Origin of the sequence: Streptomyces sp. NBRC 109706, assembly GCF_000974485.1 — a bacterium.
Classification (GTDB): domain Bacteria; phylum Actinomycetota; class Actinomycetes; order Streptomycetales; family Streptomycetaceae; genus Streptomyces.
The window spans coordinates 1045179-1062666 of record NZ_BBOM01000005.1 but is presented as its reverse complement, the minus strand read 5'-3'; the positions used below and the strand labels follow the sequence as shown (position 1 = coordinate 1062666).

Genomic DNA, 17488 nt, shown 5'->3' with positions numbered 1-17488 from the left:
GATGTCAGAACATGTCGGGGCACCAAGGGCGGCGGCCCGTGTGGAACAGCAGATCCACATGGGCCGCCGCTCCGTCCGTCTCCTCCGTCAACAGCCCGGCGTCCCGCAGCCGCGCGGCCGACTCGTCGCCCAGATAGAGCTGGGCCAACGCCCCCACGTCCAGGGTGACATCGGCGCTCCGCGTGGTCGGCGCGCACTCCGCCTCCTCCTTCCCCGCGGACAGCAGGAAACGGCCGTTGGCCAGGCCCAACCCGTCCCGCACCTCGAACACCAGCTCACCCTCGGTGGCATAGGAACGCGCCGCCAGCATCACCGGCACATCCAACGGCCGCACCCACAGGAAGTCGGCGGTCTGGCTGGCCGCCGCGGCCCTGCGGTCCGGCAGCAGTAGCGGCAGCACCGAATCCGGACGCGCCCGCCCGGTCTCCAACCGGCCGGCCCAGTCCAGCGACATCAGCAGCTGCCACAGCGCCGCCTCCGCCTCGTCGTCCTCCGCGTAGAAGTACGTCGCCCGCGCCGTGCCGTTGGGCTGCCCATGCGTCCACTCGTCGTCCACCACATAGGCGACCAGCCCCCTGGGCACCCCGGCCGCGTCCCGGTAGATCACATGCGTCGCCGGCTGCAACGGCGGGGACATCGGCGCCGCGCCCGTCATCCGCTCCCAGAAGAGGCCGTCCCGGTCGATCGCACCCGGCGTCCGCGCCCGGAACCGCTCGTGCAGCGCGGGCGCCACCTCCCGCACCTCGGCCGCGTCCGCGATCCGCACCGAACCGTCAAGATCCGCCGGTGACCAGCGCCGATCGAACCCCGAACGGTGCACATCCACCTTCCAGTTGGTGAACGAGGTGGCCGGGCCGAAGCCGAACCGCCCATAGATCCGGTACTCCGCCGCGATCAACGACGCCACCGAGGCGCCCCGTTCCTTCGCCGCCCGCAGATCCGGCTCCATCAGCCGGCCGAGCAGCCCACGCCGCCGATGCGTCGCGGTGACCGTCACCCCCGAGACGGCGTGCCCCGTCAACTCGGCGCCCCCGACCGTGGTCAGCCGCTGCGGCCAGCTGTCATAAGTGGCGACACAACGGTCGCCGTCGAACACCCCCCGCGCACCGGCCATCGGCTGGCGCGCCAGCCGGAACTCCAACTCCTCGTCGGACAGCACAGAAGTCGGTTTGAAGAACCCTGTCACCACCGCGCGCAGCCATGCCACGGAGGCGTCACGATCACCATTGACACTACGAATTTCCAGATCGCCCATGGTTGCGAGGGTAGGCAACTCTTTCTGGCCCCGGCCAACGGGTTAATCTCGGCCGGATCGACGGACCGGCGACGCCGCCTCCCCCGGCCGAAGACGGCTCAGGGACGGGCCCGTTCTAGAACGCCGCGCGGATCTCGCCCACCGGAACCCCGCCGCCCAGCACCGAGGTGACCGGCACCACCGACGCCTTGACGCCCAACGCCGCCAACACCCGAGCGGTGATCGCGTCCCGCGCCCGACTCGAACCGTCCTCGATCTTGAAGGCGAACGCCCGCCCGTCGGCCAGCGCCACCGCCTGCACCCCCTCCGCGCCGCCCTTCGCCAACAGCCCCGGCACCTGCCGCATCAGCAACGTGTCCAGCATCCCCTCACCCGCCACATACTCCGGATGCGCCCGCATCGCGTCCGCCACCCGCCGCTCCGGCGCCCCCGGATCGGCCAACACCGCCGCCCGGAACGCCCGCGCCAACCCCGTCAACGACAGCGCCTGCAACGGCGCCCCACAGCCGTCCACCCCCAGCGCCGTCACCGGCTCCCCCGACAGCTCCACCACCGTCTCCCGGATCAGCCGCTGCAACGGATGCTCCGGCTCCAGATAGCTCGCCACCGGCCAGTCGTTCACCACACTCGCCGCCAGCCACGAGGCGTGCTTGCCCGAACAGTTCATCGCCAGCCGCCCACGCGGCCCCGGCCCCGCGCCGAACCCCGGCGTCGACTCGGGACAGCGCAACGCCGCCTCGGCCAACCCGTGCTCCGCCAGCACCCGGCCGGCCAACTGCTGGTGGATCTCCGCCCCCGCATGGCTGCCCGCCGCCAACGCCAGCCGGGGGCCCGAGAGTTCGAGCCCGGACCGCAACACGGCCGTGGCCTGCATCGGCTTGTTGCTCGACCGGGGAAAGAACGGCGCCGCCACCTCGCCCAGCGCCCAGTCCACCCGCCCGTCCACGTCCAGCGTCACCAGCGACCCACGATGCCGGCTCTCCGCGAAACCGGACCGCACGACCTCGGCCAACACCGGGGCCTTCGGCCCCGCGCTCGGCTGGGCCCCCACATCAGCAGAGCTGGCTACGGTCATCTTCGGCCTCTCTTCACGGGGAAGTCCTCACAGGGAAGTCCGCACGGGGAACGGATCAACAGAGCAGGTCATCGACCTGCGCCTCGCCCTCACGGTACCGCCGCGCGATCTCGGCGCCGCAGCCGTCCGCCGTCCGATGCAGCGCCTGCCGGCGCCGGGACACCCGCTCCTCGGCCTCCGCCAGCCGCACCAGCGCCGTATGCAGCTCGGCGTCGTCCAACGCGGACAGATCCGACAGCTCCACCTCCGCCAACACCTCCTCCGCCAACCGCCGATACCGCTCGCTGGCCGGCGTGCCCAACGTCACATGGCGGGCGGACGAACGATGCCGCGAGGGACCGTCCGCGAGAATCCTCGGCAACTCGTCCAACAGCCCCGTGGAACCCCCGCCACGCCGCCGCCCCTCCGCCTGCAGAATGTCGATCCGGCCCTGCAACAGCCGCCGCACAAAGCTCAGATCGGCCTCCTCGCTGCGCGCCGCCCGCCGCAGGTCACGCAGCTCCGAAAGCCGCAGCGCCCGCAGCCGCGCCGCGCCGATATCGCCCGGTACGGGAACGACCGGCCCCCGCCCGGGGGCGGCCTCGCGCTCCGGACGCGGATCCCGAGCACTCGGTACGGTGGCGGGCTGCGACCCAGGACCCGGTGTGATCATGCGCAATTGTCCCCTCGTCCCCATTTCGGTGCCGTGGTGCGGTACGTACCCCGTGCACGCATCGTGTCACTGTGTACCCACCGGGCGCAGCGTGTTGACACCCATCCGGCGCTGCCCTTCGAACGGCGGAACGTTCCGCCTCGGCGTCCGGCATGATGGGCCCCATGCGAGCGGTGGTACAGCGCGTCGACGGCGCCTCGGTGACGGTGGACGGCGAAACAGTCGGTGAGATCGTGGGCCAGGGGCTGTGTGTGCTGGTCGGCGCCACACACCAGGACACCCCCGAGACGGCCGCCAAGCTCGCCCGCAAGCTGTGGGGCCTGCGCATCCTCGAAGGCGAGAAGTCCTGCTCCGACATCGGGGCACCCCTGCTCGTCGTCTCGCAGTTCACTCTCCACGGTGACGCGCGCAAGGGCCGCCGCCCCACCTGGGCCGCCGCCGCGCCGGGCGAGCTGGCCGAACCGCTGGTCGACGCCGTCGTGGCCGACCTCCGCGCGCTCGGCGCCACCGTCGCCACCGGCCGGTTCGGCGCCCGGATGCGGGTCTCGCTGACCAACGACGGACCGTTCACCGTGCTGCTGGAGATCTGACCCCGGACGGGCCGGCCCTCAGGGCTCGACGATCAACTCCTGCGCGGCCGGGGTGGTTTCGGCCAGCAGCGGCGCTTCCGCCGGCACGTTCCGCTTGATCACGGCCAGCGCGATCGGGCCCAGCTCGTGATGCCGCGCCGAGGTGGTGATCCGCCCCAACTGCCGCCCCTCGGGACCCTCCGAGGCCAACCGCACCGGGGCACCCGGCTCCGGCAGCGTCACCTCGCTGCCGTCCAGATGCAGAAAGACCAGCCGCCGAGGCGGCTTGCCCAGATTCTCCACCCGGGCCACCGTCTCCTGCCCGCGATAGCAGCCCTTGTGCAGATGCACCGCCCGCTCCAGCCACCCCAGCTCATGCGGAATGGTGCGATGGTCCGTCTCCAGGCCCAGCCGGGGACGGTGCCCCTCGACCCGCAGCGCCTCGTACGCCCACACCCCGGCCGCCGGGCCGTGCTCCGCCGCGAACCCGGGCAGCGCAGCGCGCGGCAGAAACAGATCCCGGCCATGCGGCGTCTCCCGCACCACCACGCCCGCCGGCGGCTCCACGATCGAACCGGCCGGCAGATGCGTCACCGCGAACTCCTCGCCGCGGTCCGCCACTTCCACCCGGTAGAAGAACTTCATGCTCTCCAGATAGGCGATCAGCGCCCCGGCCGCGCCCGGCTCCGTATGCACCCAGGTCGTCTCGCCGTCGTCCACCAGATAGAGCACATGCTCGATATGCCCCTTGGCCGAAAGGATCAACGCCTCCGTCGCCTGCCCCGGCGCCAGCGCCTCCACATGCTGGGTGAGCAGCAGATGCAGCCAACTCAGCCGATCCGCGCCGGAGACCGACACCACATCGCGATGCGACAGGTCCACCAGGCCCTCGCCTCTGGCCAGCGCGCGCTGTTCCTTGAAGAGATCCCCGTAGTGCGCGGCGACCCCGACATCGGGCTCATGCGCGGCGACCGCGCCAGGAAGATCGAGCAGTGGACTGGCATACGACGACATGCGCTCCAGCCTACGGCGTCGCCCCCGCGTCCGGCTCCGCCCGCCGGGCCGCCCGCGCGCAGCTCTCGCACCGGCCGAAGATCGCGAAATGCCGCAGATCCGTCTCGAAGCCGAAGCGCCGCCGCAGCTCCTCCGTGAACGGCTCGGCGACCGCCAGCTCGGCCTCGATCACCTGCTCGCAGTCCCGGCACATCAGATGCAGATGATCATGCCGCTCCGCCAGATGGTAGGTGGGCGCGCCATGGCCCAGATGGGCGTGCGAGACCAGGCCCAGCTCCTCCAACAGCTCCAGCGTGCGGTAGACCGTGGAGATGTTGACCCCGCCCGCCGTCTTGCGCACCTCCGCCAGGATGTCCTCCGGCGTGGAGTGCTCCAACCGATCCACAGCCTCCAGCACCAACTGACGTTGGGGCGTCAGCCGGTAACCGCGATTGCGCAGATCGTCCTGCCAGTCGGTGCTCACCACAGGGCCAAGTGTAGAAGGCGAAGAGGGGCACGGACCCCGCCCGAGGGGATCCGACGGGGTCCGTGCGTAAGGAGGCCCCTCCATCCTGCGGGTACCCACGTCAAACCGCCGTAAGGACCGCGCCGATAGAGTCCTCCGACGAAGCAGTGAGCGACGAGGCAACGAGCAGAGGGTGGTGCACCGGTGGAGCTGAACCTCACCGACCGGGTCTTCGTGGTCACCGGCGGCAGCAGGGGCCTGGGGCGGGCGACAGCGGACGCGCTGGTCGCCGACGGCGCGCGGGTGGTGATCTCCGCGCGCGGCCAGGACGCGGTCGACGCCGCCGTCGCCGCGCTCGGCCAGGACCGCGCGGCCGGACTCCCCGCCGACCTGGGCGATCCGGACGCCGCCGAGCGGCTTGCCGCGCTGGCCCGGGAACGGTTCGGCCGCCTCGACGGGGCGCTCGTCTCGGTCGGCGGCCCCCCGCCGGGCACCGCCTCCGCCGCCACCGACGAACAGTGGCGCGCGGCGTTCGAGACCGTCTTCCTCGGCGCCGTGCGCGCCGCGCGCACCTTCGCCGCCGAGCTGGCCGAGGGCGAGGGCGGCGCGATCGGCCTGGTGCTCTCCAGCTCGGCCCGCTCGCCGATCACCGGGCTCGGCATCTCCAACGGGCTGCGCCCCGGCCTCGCCATGGTCGCCAAGGACCTGGCCGACGAGTACGGCCCGCGCGGCGTCCGCGTCCTCGGCCTGCTGCCCGGCCGCATCGCCACCGACCGCCTGCGCCAGCTCGACGCCGCCAACGACCCGGCCGTCCGGCAGCGGTCCCTCGACGGAATCCCGCTGCGCCGCTACGGCCAACCGGCCGAGTTCGGCCGCGTCGCCGCCTTCCTCCTCTCCCCGGCCGCCTCCTATGTCACCGGCACCACCCTCCCCATCGACGGCGGCGCCCTGCGCACCCCGTAGCGGCCGGACGCGGCGTGCACGCCACCGCCGCGGTGCGGCGCTCCGCTCAGCCGAGGGCGGCGGCGGTGGCGCGGACGAAGGCGCCGGGGTTGTCCAGCATGATGTTGTGCCCGCAGTCGGGAACGGGCACCACGGACACCCCGGCCGCGACCAGCGCGTCGCCGCCGGGGGGCGGGCCGTCGGCCTCGGGGAACAGAAAGGCGCGCGGCACCGCGAGGTCCAGCAGCAGCTCGCGCATCGTCGGCGAGGTGCCCCGGACGAGATGCGTCGCGCTGCGGTGCAGGGCCTCCCGGCCGGCCAGCCGCATGGTGGACCACCAGTGCGCGCCGGCCAGTTCACGGACCTCAGCCCAGCCACCGGCCAGGTACTCCCGCTCCGAGTAGGCCGCGATGCCACGGCTGCCGCCGGCGCCCCTGGTCGGCGTGAGCGGGTCGAGATTGGCGTCCACCAGCACCAGCCGGGAGACCAACGCCGGATGACGGGCCGCCAGCACGACTGCCACGGAGCCGCCCATGCTGTGCCCGATCACCTCGGCCCCTGAGACGCCGGCGGCGGTCAACGCCGAGGCGAGGGCGTCGGCGTGCGACTCAAGGCTGTAGTCGAAGGACGTCGGCCGATCGCTGAGACCGTGCCCGAGCAGGTCGACCAGGAGCGAACGGTGGCCCGCCAACAGCGGGTCGACCGCGACCTCGGCGAAGTAACCGGGCGAGGTCGCCCCCAGCCCGTGCACATACACCCGCACCGGCTCCCGCCCAGGGAACTCCACCCACCGAATCCGATCCCCCCGCCCCGTCACATCGGCACTCCGCACGCCCCGTCCCCCCTCGGTCGGCGACAACAACCCCCCACCACGGTATGCCTCCGGCGGTCCGGCCGCCCACCACGGTCCGCCTCCGGCGGTCCGGCCCCTGCCGGGGTCCCGGGCCACCGCCCCGGGCGGTCTGCGTTCCCGGCCGGGGGCCTGGCCACTCTCCGGTGGCTGACCGGTCCGCTTCGAGGTCGGGGTTCTGCCCCCCCGGCGCCCCGGGGGGACCGGGGTGGCCGCCCGATCCCTGGTGGGGTCTCGGGGCTCTGCCCTGCCACCCGGCCGGAGGCCGGCGGCGAGCAACCGTCCGGTGGGCGGAGGGACGGGCGGGCTGCGTTCCCGGCCGGGGGGACTGTCGCAGGTTTGGGGGTTCGGGGCCGGCCGGAGGCTGGGGTCCCGGCGGTTGGTCGTTCGGCTTCACTGCACCGGGCGGGGTCCGGGTCCGGGCGTGAGCAACCGTCCGGTGGGTGGAGGGGCGGGTGGTCTGCGTTCCCGGCCGGGGGCCTGGCCACTCTCCGGTGGCTGACCGGTCCGCTTCGAGGTCGGGGTTCTGCCCCCCCCCGGCGCCCCGGGGGGGACCGGGGTGGCCGCCCGATCCCTGGTGGGGTCTCGGGGCACCGCCCTGCCACCCGGCCGGAGGCCGTGCGCGGGCCCCCGTCCGGTGGGCGGAGGGGTGGCTGGGCCCAGCCCGGGCTCGGGCTCAGCGGAAGAAGGCGATGCCGTCGTCCGGGAGGTCCTTGATGTCGTCGATCCACTCGCGGGGGTCGACGGCCTTCTTCAGATGCGCCGACATATAGGGGCGCAGCGGGACCTCGGGGGTGGCCTTCTCGCCGACCCACATCAGGTCGCCGTTGACATAGCCGTAGAGCCGCTTGCCGCCGGCGTACGGCGGGGACGCCTGGGTGCGCGCGATGGCGTCCGTCGCGAGGTCGATCTGCGGCTTGCCCTCGGCCAGTTCGCCGTACCAGACCTCGACGACGCCCTGGTCGCGGACCAGGACCGCCTCGATCTGACGGTCGTCGTCGACGCGCCAGAAGCCGTGCTCGGTCTCCAGCGGAGCGCCCCGCCGGCCCTCGTCGTCCAGACGCCAGGAGCGGGCGGTGAACTCAAGGAAGTCGCGGCCGTCGTGCGAGAACGTCACCTGCTGGCCGAAGTTGCTCGCCTCATCGCCGGGGAAGTCGGCGACGCCGGCGCCCTGCCAGGTGCCGAGGAGGAACGCGAGGGGGACCAGCCGGGGGTTGAGATCCTCCGGAATTTCGATCATGGTCAGCGCTGGCCCTGGTAGAGCTTCACCACGACGAGGCCCGTGAACGCGGCTGTGCCGACGGCCACCAGGGCCATCAGGGTGATGAAGACTGCCTCAAGCACGGGATAGCTCCTTGCGCGCGGCCCGAACGGCCCGAATGTGAAGAACGGTCGCGGCCGAGTCTAGTGGCCCGGGTCCGGGGAATCTCCCTGAGGTGGGCCGCCCGGGGCACACCCGTCGGGCCGCCTTGACCGTTTTGTGATCGCCGCGACTGAACGTGTCCGGTCACTGTCGCGTCTAAGCGCGTGGAAAGGATGTGATCATGAGTTGTCCAAATTGTGGCGGGACGATGTATCAGGGACCGCAGGGCGACTGGGTCTGCGCTACCTGCGGCACGACTCGCTAGCCGACTAGCCGACCAGCCCACGCGGCTACGGTGGTCTCATGGCTCAAACGGCACACAAGCTGGTAATCAAGGTAACGGCGGGGTCCGACGCCCCCGAGCGCTGCTCGCAGGCGTTCACGGTGGCCTCGGTGGCGGTGGCCAGCGGAGTGAATGTCTCGCTGTGGCTGACCGGAGAGTCCGCCTGGTTCGCGCTGCCGGGACGGGCCGCGGAGTTCCAACTCCCGCACGCCGCACCGCTGCCGGAGCTGATCGAGGCCATCTCGACCGGGGGGACCATCACCCTGTGCACCCAGTGCGCCGCGCGCAGGGGAATCAAGGAGGAGGACGTGATCGACGGTGTACGCATCGCCGGGGCGCAGGTCTTCGTGAGCGAGATCCTGCCCGACGGCGTGCGGTCCCTGGTCTACTGACCCCTCGCCGGTCGAGGCCCATCCACGGACAAGGACCGCCGACTACCGACACGGGGAAACAGCCAACGGGGAACGAAAAGGCCGCGCCCACCAGGGGCGCGGCCTTCTGTCGCGCGCACAGTCCGCTGTGCGGAGCCCGTCTAGACGGCGATGCTGACCTCGGTCAGGCCGCCTTGCCGGGCGACCACCCGACGGTCCGCGGTGCCGCCCGGCACCAGCGCGCGCACCGTCCAGGTGCCCTCGGCGGCGTAGAACCGGAACTGTCCGGTCGCCGAGGTGGGGACCTCGGCGGTGAACTCACCGGTGCTGTCCAGGAGTCGGACATAGCCGGTCACCGGCTCGCCGCCCCTGGTGACCGATCCCTGGATGGTGGTCTCGCCGGCCTTGACGCCGGCCGCGTCAGGACCGCCCGCCTTCGCTCCGCACATGCCCTGCTCCCTTTTCGCTCAAGAAACCGCTCGGAGAAACCGTCTGACTACTTGGCGGGGCCGGTCTCGACCGGGACGCCCACCAGGGAGCCGTACTCGGTCCAGGAACCGTCGTAGTTCTTGACGTTGGCCTGGCCCAGCAGCTCGTGCAGCACGAACCAGGTGTGCGCGGAGCGCTCGCCGATGCGGCAGTAGGCGATGGTGTCCTTCTCCAGGTCCACGCCCTCGCCCTGGTACAGCTCCTTCAGCTCGTCCTCGGAGCGGAAGGTGCCGTCGTCGTTGGCCGACTTGGACCAGGGGATGTTGCGGGCGCTGGGGATGTGGCCGCCGACCTGGGACTGCTCCTGCGGCAGATGCGCCGGGGCGAGCAGCTTGCCGCTGAACTCGTCGGGGGAGCGGACGTCGACCAGGTTCTTGGTGCCGATGGCCGCCACGACCTCGTCGCGGAAGGCGCGGATCGAGGCGTCCTGCGGCTTGGCGCGGTACTCGGTGGCCGCGCGGGTGGGCACCTCGGCGACCAGGTCGCGGGAGTCCAGCTCCCACTTCTTGCGCCCGCCGTCCAGCAGCCGGACGTCCTCGTGGCCGTACAGCTTGAAGTACCAGTAGGCGTAGGCGGCGAACCAGTTGTTGTTGCCGCCGTAGAGGACCACCGTGTCGTCGTTGGCGATGCCCCGGGCGGAGAGCAGCTTCTCGAAGCCCTCCTGGTCCACGAAGTCGCGGCGCACCGGGTCCTGGAGGTCCTGCTTCCAGTCGATCCGGACGGCGTTCTTGATGTGGTTCTTCTCGTAGGCCGAGGTGTCCTCGTCCACTTCCACGAGCACCACCTTGGGGTCGTCGAGGTGGGCCTGGACCCAGTCGGCGTCCACCAGGACGTCACTGCGGCTCATGCTGATGTCTCCTTGAGCGATTCGGCGGGAACAGTGCGGGAACGGGACGTACCGCAGGGCGACGCACGCGCGCTTCTTCGGACAGCCGGGCACGAGAGGGCGCGCCGCGCGGCGGGGAGGGGCGTGGGATCAGCCGAGACTGCGACAGAGGCTCGCGGCGACGCGGCAGAGATCGACCGCCCGCCGTTTGGTGAGGCCCCCGGCCGGGGTGCCCGTCGCCTGCCGCATCATGTCCGCGATCGTACGGACGCCGCCTCGCTCATGTCACCGGCGTTCCGCATTCTGAGACGAGATTGACCGTAACGTGGGACCGTTGGAGCCCGCCCCGCCCGGTTACTCGCTCAGCGACATGTTCTCGCCGTCCACGGTCACCTTCAGGCCCCGCTCGGTCGGTTCGAGGGAGGTCAGACCGAGGCCGTCGGGCAGCCCGGAGATGGTGCGCTGCTGGTCGAGCTGTTCCCGCACGGTCTGCTGCACCCGTTCGCCGCCGATGTCCGGGATCTCCTCCTCGGCCACCGAGAGGGTGACCGTGCCGTTCTCCAGCACCAGATCGCCCGCCGCCTCGCCGACGTCCAGCGTCTGGCCCATCGCGCTGGCCTGGAGCACCAGCAGCAGCCGCCCGTCGCCCGCGTACTCGAACTCCACGCCGAAACCGTTCCCCTGGAGCGCGAGCAGTTCGCCGTAGGCCCTGGTCAGCTCGTCGTAGCTGATCATGCCCTCGCCATGCGCCTCGCTGGCCACCGCACTGGTGTAGCCGCTGGTCAGCTCGACATCGGTGAGCTGGACGTCCAGATCGTGGATGTTCAGCTGCTGGCCGTCCACCGACGCCTGGTAGCTGTTGATGCCCAGATCCACCCGGTCCAGCTGGCTGCCCATGACCTGGGTCAGAAAGGGAAAGCCCTTGATCGAGATGGACGGCTCCGATTCGAGACCCAGCCGGTCCTGGGCGCGGGAGGCGACCTCACCCTGGGTGACATACAGCGCGACGCGGTCGGCGACCACGGCCAGCACGGCCAGGACGACGATCACGATCAGGCTTATTCGCAGTGCGCGCATCGGGTTGCGAACCCCCAGGTGAAGTGTGGCGGGAGCCACGGATCCAGGTGACCGAAAAACCACGTGAGCGTAACCCGCGCCCTCCGTCACCAGGCAGGGGGCACAGATCCTTGCAGCAGGGCCGTTACAGCCCCGTATCCCTTGTCACCTGCTCAACACCCGGGAGCCCGCCGAGGTTCCTGACCGGCCCCGCGTCCCCCTCGGCACGCGCCCGGCCGGCTCAGAGCAGGGCCAGGGACAACGGGTAGACGGCCGGTGCCGCCGCCGTCAGCGGCAGCGCGATCCCCGCCGTGAAGTGCACGAACCGGGACGGGAAGTCATAGGACGCGACCCGCAGCCCGATCAGCGCGCAGGCCCCGGCCGCCGCGCCCAGCGCGAGCGCGGGGCGGCCGATGTCCTGGCCGCTGGCCACCACGCCAACCGCGAAACCGGCCGCCAGGCCCAGCAACGTGGTCAGCGCCTCGGGCCCCGGCAGCGCCCGCAGCAGCGTCGCCGCCGCCACCGCGCCGGCCGCCACCGCCACCGCCTCGCCCGACACCTCCGTCGCCGCCAGCAGCGCGGTGGCCACCACGGTCAGCAGGGTGGCCGCCGAGGTCGCGGTCAACGAGTCGAGCCGCTCGTCCGCCGAGCCGCGATGCCGCAGCTGCAGGACCACCACCAGCAGGAACCAGACGCCCAGCACGCCGAGCAGCGCGGCCGGCGCGTCGTCCCCTTCCACCGTCAGCAGCGCCACATCGGCGGCGAGGCCGCCGGCGAACGCCAGCGCGATGCCCTGCCTGGCCGGCCACATCCCGTTCAGCCGGAACCAGCCGGCCGCCGTCACCGCCTGGAGCAGCACCACGGCCGGCAGCGCCGCCCAGGGGCCGATCGGCGCGGTGACCGCGAGCAGCCCGGCCAGCAGCGCGGTGCCGAGCGCCGGCTGCCAGCCCGGGCTGATGATCGGCGACCTGGCCCGATGCCTCGCCCCGGAACGCTGCCGGGCCGCTGCGTTTCCCGCCGGGGTTCCCGACAAGTTGTCCGCCATGCCCCCGTGACCCCTCTCTCCGCCGTCTCCGCCGCCGACGCCCGGCTCACCCGATCGGCGCAACCCGTTCCGGTCATCCGCCGGCCCGCTCATGCGGCACCGCCGGCGAACGGGGGCAGCACCTCGACCGTGCCGCCCTCGGCCAGCGCGACGGTCGCGTGGTCGCGCGAGCCGACCTGGCCGCCGTCCACCAGGAAGGCGCAGCGGGCCAGGACCCGGTCGAACTCCGCGTGCTCCGCGTGCCGCCGCCGGGCGGCGGCCAGCGCCTCAGCCAGGGTGTCGGCCTCGTATGGTTCCTCCGCGGTGCCGGCCGCGGCCTTGGCCGCCGCCCAGTACCGGATCGTGCCGCTCGCCATGTTCTCCGCGATCCCCGCTCTCCGCTCTCCGCCCCGGCCCGCTGGTTCGGCCGCCGGTTCGGCCCGTTTCCGGTGCCGCCCCATGATGACGCCTCCCGCGCACCCCCATGCGCCCCGGCCCACGCGGAAGGCGCGAACAGGGTGACGCACGCCCCTGCGCACCCGGAAATGTTTCGGCTATGCTGCTGAACAAGCAGGACCCGGGCAGCGACGCCATTTCGGGTCCTTTCGTGCTTTCTGGGCAGAGCCGCTCGCATGGTCCATACCAGGACCGAGGAAGGAACGCCCCCCGACATGAGCTCGCTGCTTCTCCTTACGAACGCCCTTCAGCCGTCCTCGCAAGTGCTCCCAGCGCTCGAACTCCTCCTGCACAACGTGCGCGTCGCCCCCGCCGAGGGCCCCGCGCTGGTGGACGCGCCCAGCGCCGACGTGATCCTGATCGACGGCCGCAAGGACCTGCCGCAGGTGCGTTCGCTCTGCCAGCTGCTCCGTTCCACCGGGCCCGGCTGCCCGCTGGTGCTGATCGTCACCGAGGGCGGCCTCGCCGCCGTGACCGCCGACTGGGGCGTGGACGACGTGGTGCTGGACACCGCCGGTCCCGCCGAGGTCGAGGCCAGGCTGCGGCTGGCCACCGGCCGCCAGCAGCTGACCGCCGACGACAGCCCGATGGAGATCCGCAACGGCGATCTCTCGGTCGACGAGGCCACCTACAGCGCCAAGCTCAAGGGCCGGGTGCTCGACCTCACCTTCAAGGAGTTCGAGCTGCTCAAGTACCTGGCGCAGCACCCCGGTCGGGTGTTCACCAGGGCGCAGCTGCTCCAGGAGGTCTGGGGCTACGACTACTTCGGCGGCACCCGCACCGTGGACGTCCATGTGCGACGGCTGCGCGCCAAGCTCGGCCCCGAGCACGAATCGCTCATCGGCACCGTGCGCAACGTCGGTTACCGCTTCGTGGTGCCGGAGAAGGAGAAGAACGCCGAGCAGGAGCAGGCCCGCGCGGTCACCCGCGAGGCCGAGCAGGTCGTCAAGCAGGCGGCGGCCCGCCGCGACTGAGGGCTCCCGAAGGGCGTGGCCTCCATGACGAGTGTGTGAACTCACGGGTAACCCGGGCAACCGCCCCTTCGGATACGACATTCGTATCCGAAGGGGCGGTTGCGCGCGTAGACTCCTCCCGTGGCCAAGGTGACGCGGGACGATGTGGCACGACTGGCGGGGACATCAACCGCCGTCGTCAGCTATGTCATCAACAACGGCCCGCGCCCGGTGGCAGCGGCCACCAGGGAGCGGGTGCTCGCCGCGATCAAGGAGTTGGGCTACCGGCCCGACCGGGTCGCCCAGGCGATGGCCTCCCAACGCACCGATCTGATCGGGCTGATCGTGCCCGACGCCCGCCAGCCGTTCTTCGCCGAGATGGCGCACGCCGTCGAACAGGCGGCGGCCGAGCGGGGAAAGATGGTCCTGGTCGGCAACTCCGACTATCTGGACGAGCGCGAGGTCCACTATCTTCGGGCCTTCCTCGGCATGCGGGTCTCCGGGCTGATCCTGATCAGCCAGGGCCCAAGTGAGCACGCCGCCACGGAGATCGACGCCTGGGACGCCCGGGTGGTGCTGCTGCACCGCAGGCCCGAGGCGATCGACGACGTGGCCGTGGTGCTCGACGACGTGGGCGGCGCCGAACGCCTCACCCGCCATCTGCTGGACCACGGCCACCCCTATGTCGCCTGTCTCGGCGGCGTCGACTCCACGCCCGAGCACGGCGACCCGGTCACCGACCATGTCACCGGCTGGCGCCGGGCGATGGCCGTCGCCGGTCTCGACACCGAGGGCCGGCTCTTCAAGGCCCCCTACAACCGCTATGACGCCTACCACATCGCCCTTGAGCTGCTGGCCGGCCCCGATCGGCCGCCGGCCCTGGTCTGCGCCACGGACGACCAGGCGATCGGCGTGCTGCGGGCCGCGCGCGAGCTGCGCATCGACGTGCCGGGGGAGTTGGCGGTCGCCGGCTTCGACGACGTCAAGGAAGCCGGGCTGACCGACCCGCCGTTGACGACGGTCGGCTCCGACCGGGAGGCCATGGCGCGGGCCGCCGTGGATCTCGCCATCGGCGACACGGCGGGGGCGCCGGTCGACCGGCTGCGGCAGTTCCCCGTCGCGCTGCGGCTGCGGGCCTCCTGCGGCTGCGCCGCCAGCGTCTGAGCCGCCGCCCGATCAGCAGCCACCCCGGCCCTCGTCCCCCAACAGCCGACGCGGGCCGCTGCCCTCGCGGGCGCAGACGTCGTACGGGTTGGCCAGCATGCAGCTCTCCAACGAGAGGCAGCCACAGCCGATGCAGTCCGTGAGATCGTCCCGCAGCCGCGTCAACTGACGGATCCTGGCGTCCAGATCGGCGCGCCAGAACGCCGACACCTCGGCCCAGTCGGCCCGGTCGGGCGTGCGCCCCTCGGGCAGCCGGCCCAGCGCGTCGCGGATCGCCTGCAGGGACATGCCCACATTCTGCGAGACCCGGATGAACGCCACACGACGCAGTGTGTCGCGGTGGTAACGACGTTGGTTGCCGCTGGTGCGTCGGCTGCTGATCAGCCCCTGCTCCTCGTAGAAACGCAGGGCCGACGTGGCGACCCCGCTGCGCTCGGCCAGCTGGCCGATGGTGAGTTCCCTGACGATGCGGGGAGGCTGCTCCTGGACCATGCGGTCATCCTAGACAAAGACCTCAAGTGCTCTTGAGATTGCATGGGGTAGCGTAGATCGGCGGCCTGTTCGACGGCGCGCCGAAGGAGGGGAGTTGCCGATGGGGCAGCTGGTGGGAATCAGTGACCTGCACGTCAGATACCCGGAGAACCGGGAGATCACGGCGGGGCTGAAACCGGAGCGCGAGGACGACTGGCTGCTGGTGGCCGGCGATGTGGGGGAGGTGATGGAGGACATCGAATGGGCGCTCACGCTGCTGAGCCAGCGCTTCGCCAAGGTGATCTGGACGCCGGGCAACCACGAGCTGTGGACGCCCAAGGAGGATCCGGTCCAGCTGACCGGCGAGGCCCGCTACCAGCATCTGGTCGCGCTCTGCCGCCGGTTGGGCATCGTCACCCCCGAGGATCCTTACCCGGTGTGGGAGGGCGAGGGCGGCCCGGCGGTGATCGTGCCGCTGTTCCTGCACTACGACTACTCGTTCCGGCCGCCCGGCACCCGCAACAAGCGTGAGGCGCTGGCCGTCGCCGAGGCCGCCGGGGTGGTCTGCACCGACGAGTACATGATCACGCCCGATCCCTACCCCGACTCGGAGAGCTGGTGCCGGCAGCGGGTCGCCGCCACCGAGGCGAGGCTGGACGCGGAGCTGCCCGACGGTCTTCCCACCGTGCTGGTCAACCACTATCCGCTGGTGCGCGAGCCCACCAGGGTGCTGCGCTACCCCGAGTTCGCGCTCTGGTGCGGCACCGACCGCACCCAGGACTGGGCGCGCCGCTACCGGGCCGCCTGCGTGGTCTACGGCCATCTGCACATACCCAGGCTGATCCACCACGAGGGCATACCGCACCAGGAGGTCTCCCTCGGCTACCCACGGGAGTGGAAGCCGCGCCAGCTGACGCCCGGCCGTCTGGTGTCGATCCTGCCGGGGCTGGTGGGGCAGAAGTGATCGAGGAACTGCTTCCCCCGACCACCGCCTCCGCCGAGTCCTTCGGGGACCCGCCCGAGGCGTCGCCGCTCTTCCCCGAGGAGGAGGCGCATATAGCGAAGGCCGTGGCGGGCCGCCGCCAGGAGTTCACCACCGTGCGGCACTGCGCCCGCACCGCGCTCGCCGAACTGGGCGGCCCCCGTGTCCCGTTGCTCCCCGGCGAGCGTGGCGCGCCCGGCTGGCCCGAGGGGTTCCTCGGCAGCATGACCCACTGCAAGGGCTACCGCGCCGCCGTGGTCGCCCGGGTCGGCGAGCTGGCCGGCGTCGGCATCGACGCCGAGCCCAACGAACCGCTCAGGGACCGGGGCGTCGTCGATCTGATAGCGCTGCCGGACGAACGGGTCCGGCTGGCCGAACTGACCGCCCGGCGCCCCGAGATCACCTGGGAGCGGCTGCTCTTCAGCGCCAAGGAGAGCGTCTACAAGGTCTGGTACCCGCTGACCGCCAAATGGCTGGACTTCGAGGAGGCCAGGCTGACCATCGATCCCGACCAGGGCACCTTCACCGCCGAGCTGTTGGTCCCGGGCCCGGTGGTCGACGGCGTCAAGGTGGGGACGTTCCACGGGCGTTGGCTGGCCAGGAACGGGTTTTTGGTTACGGCCATTTCACTGCCGCACAGCCCCCCGCAATGATGCCGCGGGTACCCTGCCGCTGACTTCTCCACCATTTCTCCACCAACAGGGGGCACGAGATGAGAAGAGCACGGAGACAGGCGGCCGACGGCAGACGGTGGGCCCGCTGGGGCGCGGCCCTGGCGGCGGCGGCCCTGGCGGGCACGCTGAGCGGCTGCGGCACCGAGAACGGCGACGATGTCGACGCCGGCTCGGCCCCGCCGGTGCCGGCCAGCGCCCCGACGGCGGAGGAGCTGGACGGCGTCTGGCTCACCGGGGACGAGGAGACGGACTCGATCCTGACCTTCGAGGGCGACTCGGTGCACTTCACGGAGAACCAGACGGGCGAGGGTGACAACTGCGAGGGCACGGTCGTCAACGGGCTCATCACGCTGGAGAGTTGTGCCAAGCAGGGCGACGAGGAGTGGGACGACCGCTCGGCCGAGGTGGCGGTCACCGGCGAACAGCTCGATGTGGTCTGGGAGTCGGGGCGGCGCGAGAGCTATGGCTCCATGTTCCACGAGGACATCGACAACTGACCGGCACCGCGCCCAACGGGCCGCCCCCGCAGTCGTGTTGACCTGCGGAGGCGGCCCGTTGCCGGCCGTGGGCCGTT

Annotated in this window: 22 protein-coding genes; 8 read left to right on the top strand and 14 right to left on the bottom strand. The window is 71.7% G+C overall.

The annotated features are described in order from the left end of the window. Positions 1 to 4: 4 nt before the first annotated feature. The 3 genes from AOM46_RS09675 to AOM46_RS09665 all read right to left on the bottom strand — a co-directional run bounded on the left by AOM46_RS09675 (position 5) and on the right by AOM46_RS09665 (position 2982). Positions 5 to 1255 carry a GNAT family N-acetyltransferase gene (locus AOM46_RS09675; RefSeq protein WP_062208163.1) on the bottom strand — a complete coding sequence of 417 codons (1251 nt, stop codon included), beginning with the start codon at positions 1253 to 1255 and terminating at the stop codon, positions 5 to 7. A 115-nt stretch (positions 1256 to 1370) separates the two neighbouring features. After that, positions 1371 to 2330, bottom strand: coding sequence for an asparaginase (locus AOM46_RS09670; RefSeq protein ID WP_062208160.1), 960 nt, complete (start codon positions 2328 to 2330; stop codon positions 1371 to 1373). Between the two features lie 55 nt (positions 2331 to 2385). After that, positions 2386 to 2982 (bottom strand): ABC transporter substrate-binding protein, encoded by a 597-nt coding sequence (locus tag AOM46_RS09665; RefSeq protein WP_107080020.1) that lies wholly within the window; start codon positions 2980 to 2982, stop codon positions 2386 to 2388. Between the two features lie 164 nt (positions 2983 to 3146). Between AOM46_RS09665 and dtd the strand changes: the two genes are divergently transcribed. Then, positions 3147 to 3572 carry a D-aminoacyl-tRNA deacylase gene (gene dtd / locus AOM46_RS09660; RefSeq protein ID WP_062208154.1) on the top strand — a complete coding sequence of 142 codons (426 nt, stop codon included), beginning with the start codon at positions 3147 to 3149 and terminating at the stop codon, positions 3570 to 3572. 18 nt (positions 3573 to 3590) lie between these two features. Here dtd and AOM46_RS09655 read toward each other — a convergent pair whose 3' ends face one another. Further along, a complete protein-coding gene (locus tag AOM46_RS09655) occupies positions 3591 to 4565 on the bottom strand; it encodes a folate-binding protein YgfZ (RefSeq protein ID WP_199823937.1) in 975 nt (324 codons plus the stop codon). Positions 4566 to 4575: 10 nt separating this feature from the next. After that, positions 4576 to 5031 (bottom strand): Fur family transcriptional regulator, encoded by a 456-nt coding sequence (locus tag AOM46_RS09650; protein ID WP_062208148.1) that lies wholly within the window; start codon positions 5029 to 5031, stop codon positions 4576 to 4578. Positions 5032 to 5214: 183 nt separating this feature from the next. Here AOM46_RS09650 and AOM46_RS09645 point away from each other — a divergent pair, with 183 nt between their 5' ends. Next, positions 5215 to 5973 carry an SDR family oxidoreductase gene (locus AOM46_RS09645; protein WP_062208146.1) on the top strand — a complete coding sequence of 253 codons (759 nt, stop codon included), beginning with the start codon at positions 5215 to 5217 and terminating at the stop codon, positions 5971 to 5973. 46 nt (positions 5974 to 6019) lie between these two features. Here AOM46_RS09645 and AOM46_RS09640 read toward each other — a convergent pair whose 3' ends face one another. Further along, positions 6020 to 6784, bottom strand: coding sequence for an alpha/beta fold hydrolase (locus tag AOM46_RS09640; RefSeq protein ID WP_062208143.1), 765 nt, complete (start codon positions 6782 to 6784; stop codon positions 6020 to 6022). Between the two features lie 694 nt (positions 6785 to 7478). After that, the gene (locus tag AOM46_RS09635; protein ID WP_062208140.1) at positions 7479 to 8042 is read right to left on the bottom strand and encodes an FABP family protein; all 564 of its coding nucleotides are present in this window, start codon (positions 8040 to 8042) and stop codon (positions 7479 to 7481) included. Between the two features lie 426 nt (positions 8043 to 8468). Between AOM46_RS09635 and AOM46_RS09630 the strand changes: the two genes are divergently transcribed. Continuing rightward, positions 8469 to 8840, top strand: coding sequence for a DsrE family protein (locus AOM46_RS09630; RefSeq protein ID WP_062208137.1), 372 nt, complete (start codon positions 8469 to 8471; stop codon positions 8838 to 8840). A gap of 140 nt (positions 8841 to 8980) precedes the next feature. Here the strand turns inward: AOM46_RS09630 and AOM46_RS09625 are convergent, their stop codons facing one another. The 6 genes from AOM46_RS09625 to AOM46_RS09605 form a co-directional block, all read right to left on the bottom strand. Then, positions 8981 to 9268 carry a DUF1416 domain-containing protein gene (locus AOM46_RS09625; protein WP_062208134.1) on the bottom strand — a complete coding sequence of 96 codons (288 nt, stop codon included), beginning with the start codon at positions 9266 to 9268 and terminating at the stop codon, positions 8981 to 8983. 47 nt (positions 9269 to 9315) lie between these two features. After that, positions 9316 to 10155, bottom strand: coding sequence for a sulfurtransferase (locus tag AOM46_RS09620; protein WP_062208131.1), 840 nt, complete (start codon positions 10153 to 10155; stop codon positions 9316 to 9318). 129 nt (positions 10156 to 10284) lie between these two features. Next, positions 10285 to 10383 (bottom strand): putative leader peptide, encoded by a 99-nt coding sequence (locus AOM46_RS36030; protein ID WP_370592674.1) that lies wholly within the window; start codon positions 10381 to 10383, stop codon positions 10285 to 10287. A gap of 105 nt (positions 10384 to 10488) precedes the next feature. Then, positions 10489 to 11211 carry a DUF2993 domain-containing protein gene (locus AOM46_RS09615; protein ID WP_062208128.1) on the bottom strand — a complete coding sequence of 241 codons (723 nt, stop codon included), beginning with the start codon at positions 11209 to 11211 and terminating at the stop codon, positions 10489 to 10491. A gap of 220 nt (positions 11212 to 11431) precedes the next feature. Continuing rightward, positions 11432 to 12235 carry a hypothetical protein gene (locus AOM46_RS09610; RefSeq protein WP_062208125.1) on the bottom strand — a complete coding sequence of 268 codons (804 nt, stop codon included), beginning with the start codon at positions 12233 to 12235 and terminating at the stop codon, positions 11432 to 11434. A gap of 89 nt (positions 12236 to 12324) precedes the next feature. Next, the gene (locus AOM46_RS09605; RefSeq protein ID WP_062208123.1) at positions 12325 to 12591 is read right to left on the bottom strand and encodes a MoaD/ThiS family protein; all 267 of its coding nucleotides are present in this window, start codon (positions 12589 to 12591) and stop codon (positions 12325 to 12327) included. Between the two features lie 294 nt (positions 12592 to 12885). On the opposite strand from AOM46_RS09605, the gene AOM46_RS09600 reads away from it, so the two are divergent. Continuing rightward, on the top strand, positions 12886 to 13644 hold the full coding sequence (locus tag AOM46_RS09600) for a response regulator transcription factor (protein WP_062208120.1): 759 nt from the start codon (positions 12886 to 12888) through the stop codon (positions 13642 to 13644). Positions 13645 to 13764: 120 nt separating this feature from the next. Continuing rightward, a complete protein-coding gene (locus AOM46_RS09595) occupies positions 13765 to 14787 on the top strand; it encodes a LacI family DNA-binding transcriptional regulator (RefSeq protein WP_062208117.1) in 1023 nt (340 codons plus the stop codon). 12 nt (positions 14788 to 14799) lie between these two features. Here AOM46_RS09595 and soxR read toward each other — a convergent pair whose 3' ends face one another. Further along, entirely contained in the window at positions 14800 to 15279 is a 480-nt protein-coding gene (gene soxR / locus AOM46_RS09590) for a redox-sensitive transcriptional activator SoxR (RefSeq protein ID WP_062208114.1), read from the bottom strand. A gap of 100 nt (positions 15280 to 15379) precedes the next feature. On the opposite strand from soxR, the gene AOM46_RS09585 reads away from it, so the two are divergent. Genes AOM46_RS09585 through AOM46_RS09575 form a run of 3 tightly spaced genes read left to right on the top strand, consistent with a single transcriptional unit; the run spans position 15380 to position 17411 of the window. After that, positions 15380 to 16222 (top strand): metallophosphoesterase, encoded by an 843-nt coding sequence (locus AOM46_RS09585; RefSeq protein WP_062208111.1) that lies wholly within the window; start codon positions 15380 to 15382, stop codon positions 16220 to 16222. Next, positions 16219 to 16893, top strand: a complete 675-nt coding sequence (locus AOM46_RS09580) for a 4'-phosphopantetheinyl transferase (protein ID WP_062208107.1) — start codon at positions 16219 to 16221, stop codon at positions 16891 to 16893. Before AOM46_RS09585 ends, AOM46_RS09580 begins: the two co-directional genes overlap by 4 nt. Positions 16894 to 16952: 59 nt before the next feature. Then, positions 16953 to 17411, top strand: coding sequence for a hypothetical protein (locus AOM46_RS09575; protein WP_062208104.1), 459 nt, complete (start codon positions 16953 to 16955; stop codon positions 17409 to 17411). Positions 17412 to 17488 lie beyond the last annotated feature (77 nt).

Excerpts from the sequence above, each read along its gene's own strand:
- AOM46_RS09665 (WP_107080020.1), bottom strand. The coding sequence starts at position 2,982 with ATGATCACACCGGGTCCTGGGTCGCAGCCCGCCACCGTACCGAGTGCT.
- AOM46_RS09630 (WP_062208137.1), top strand. The coding sequence starts at position 8,469 with ATGGCTCAAACGGCACACAAGCTGGTAATCAAGGTAACGGCGGGGTCC.
- AOM46_RS09585 (WP_062208111.1), top strand. The coding sequence starts at position 15,380 with ATGGGGCAGCTGGTGGGAATCAGTGACCTGCACGTCAGATACCCGGAG.
- AOM46_RS09605 (WP_062208123.1), bottom strand. The coding sequence starts at position 12,591 with ATGGCGAGCGGCACGATCCGGTACTGGGCGGCGGCCAAGGCCGCGGCC.
- AOM46_RS36030 (WP_370592674.1), bottom strand. The coding sequence starts at position 10,383 with ATGCGGCAGGCGACGGGCACCCCGGCCGGGGGCCTCACCAAACGGCGG.
- AOM46_RS09670 (WP_062208160.1), bottom strand. The coding sequence starts at position 2,330 with ATGACCGTAGCCAGCTCTGCTGATGTGGGGGCCCAGCCGAGCGCGGGG.
- dtd (WP_062208154.1), top strand. The coding sequence starts at position 3,147 with ATGCGAGCGGTGGTACAGCGCGTCGACGGCGCCTCGGTGACGGTGGAC.
- AOM46_RS09655 (WP_199823937.1), bottom strand. The coding sequence starts at position 4,565 with ATGTCGTCGTATGCCAGTCCACTGCTCGATCTTCCTGGCGCGGTCGCC.
- AOM46_RS09625 (WP_062208134.1), bottom strand. The coding sequence starts at position 9,268 with ATGTGCGGAGCGAAGGCGGGCGGTCCTGACGCGGCCGGCGTCAAGGCC.
- AOM46_RS09635 (WP_062208140.1), bottom strand. The coding sequence starts at position 8,042 with ATGATCGAAATTCCGGAGGATCTCAACCCCCGGCTGGTCCCCCTCGCG.
- AOM46_RS09615 (WP_062208128.1), bottom strand. The coding sequence starts at position 11,211 with ATGCGCGCACTGCGAATAAGCCTGATCGTGATCGTCGTCCTGGCCGTG.
- AOM46_RS09675 (WP_062208163.1), bottom strand. The coding sequence starts at position 1,255 with ATGGGCGATCTGGAAATTCGTAGTGTCAATGGTGATCGTGACGCCTCC.
- AOM46_RS09600 (WP_062208120.1), top strand. The coding sequence starts at position 12,886 with ATGAGCTCGCTGCTTCTCCTTACGAACGCCCTTCAGCCGTCCTCGCAA.
- soxR (WP_062208114.1), bottom strand. The coding sequence starts at position 15,279 with ATGGTCCAGGAGCAGCCTCCCCGCATCGTCAGGGAACTCACCATCGGC.
- AOM46_RS09575 (WP_062208104.1), top strand. The coding sequence starts at position 16,953 with ATGAGAAGAGCACGGAGACAGGCGGCCGACGGCAGACGGTGGGCCCGC.
- AOM46_RS09610 (WP_062208125.1), bottom strand. The coding sequence starts at position 12,235 with ATGGCGGACAACTTGTCGGGAACCCCGGCGGGAAACGCAGCGGCCCGG.
- AOM46_RS09620 (WP_062208131.1), bottom strand. The coding sequence starts at position 10,155 with ATGAGCCGCAGTGACGTCCTGGTGGACGCCGACTGGGTCCAGGCCCAC.